Origin of the sequence: Streptomyces sp. NPDC051684 (assembly GCF_044453445.1) — a bacterium.
In the GTDB taxonomy this organism is placed as follows: Bacteria; Actinomycetota; Actinomycetes; order Streptomycetales; family Streptomycetaceae; genus Streptomyces.
Map to the genome: position 1 here is coordinate 215,664 of NZ_JBITCS010000012.1, position 1,487 is coordinate 217,150.

General features: G+C 73.4%; 1 protein-coding gene. It reads right to left on the reverse strand.

What is annotated here, in order from left to right:
* Window positions 1-167: 167 nt before the first annotated feature.
* Window positions 168-1,289, reverse strand: coding sequence for a 3-oxoadipate enol-lactonase (gene pcaD, locus ACIA8D_RS17255; protein WP_399232893.1), 1,122 nt, complete (start codon window positions 1,287-1,289; stop codon window positions 168-170).
* Between the last annotated feature and the right edge of the window lie 198 nt (window positions 1,290-1,487).

The following is a 1,487-nucleotide window of genomic DNA, read 5'->3' on the forward strand; positions in this document are numbered from 1 at the left end:
GCGGGGGGGGCCCGGGGTGCGCGGGTTGGTTGCCTTGCGGCCGGGGTGGGGCGTGTGTTTTGTACCCGCCCCCGCGCGCCCGGCCTGATCCAAACGACAGGCCCTAGGGGCCGGACTGCGCATCGGACGCGACCCCCCTGGCCATGTTGGTCGTAGGCCTGTCGGTGTCAGGCCAGGCCCTCATCGGCGAGCACCCGCTGGGCCACGCCGAACGCCGAGTTGGCGGCGGGCACACCCACGTACACGGCGCACTGCTGCACCACCGCGCCGATCTCGTCCGGGGTGAGGCCGTTGCGCAGGGCGGCGCGGACATGCATGCCGAACTCGTCGAGGTGCCCGTGGGCGACGAGCGCGGTCAGCGTGATCATGCTGCGCTCGCGGCGGGAGAGCGTCGGGTCGGTCCAGATCTCGCCCCACGCGTAGCGCGAGATGAAGTCCTGGAACCGGGCCGTGAACGGTGTCTGCTTCGCCTGCGCCCGGTCGACGTGCGCGTCCCCGAGCACTCCGCGGCGCACCTCCATGCCGCGCTTCGCGGTGTGTCCGAGGTGGGTGCGCAGCGCCCCGATGACCGCCTCGGGGCGTTCGGCGGGGGCGAGGTGCGAGGCGCCGGCCAGCTCGACGAGCTCGGCGTCCGGCACGGCGTCGGCGATCTCGCGCAGGTGGGCGGGCGGGGTCGCGGGGTCCTCGCGGCCGGCGATCAGGAGGGTGGGCACGGTGATGTCGGCGAGCCGGTCCCTCAGGTCGAACGCGGCGAGGGCGTCGCAGCAGGCGGCGTAGCCCGCGGGGTCGGCGTCCCGGTTGTCCTGTACGAGGCGTTCCACGCGGAAGCCGGGGGTGAACCAGCGGGAGGGTGCGGTTTCGGCGACACCTCCCGTGCCCTCCTTGCGGACCTGAGCGGCGCGGTCCTCCCAGTTCTTGGCGCCGCCGAAGTGGGCGGAGGAGCAGATGACGGTGAGGCTGGTGAGGCGCTCCGGGTGGTGCACGGCGAGGTGCAGGCCGACGGCGCCGCCGAGGGAGACGCCGGCGTAGGCGAACCGGTCGATGCCGAGGTCGTCGGCGAGTGCGAGGACGAGGTCGGCGAGGTCTCCGACGGTGGCGCCGGGCTTGATCAGATCGGCGTCGGACCCGCCGTGGCCGGGGAGGTCCCACCGTACGACGCGGTGGGCGGTGGACAGTTCGGGCGCGACGCCGTCCCACAGGGCGGTACTCGTCCCGAGGGAGGGCCCGAGTACCAGCGGGGGAGCGGAGGGCGAGCCCTCGGCGTAGTGGTGGAGACGGGGTGCGGTCATGGGTGGGCTCCCGGTGGGTCGGGGTCGAGGGGGCGACTTGGGCCGGCGTGTGTCGGTCGTCGTCGGGTGTCGGTCGTACGTGGCTGGGCGCGCGGTTCCCCGCGCCCTAGGTCGTGTCCGCAAAGTGGTTGGCGCGTTGGTGTTTTCGTGGTGCGTCGTCATGAGCTGACTGATCAGGCCTGGGTGGTCGTTGAGCCG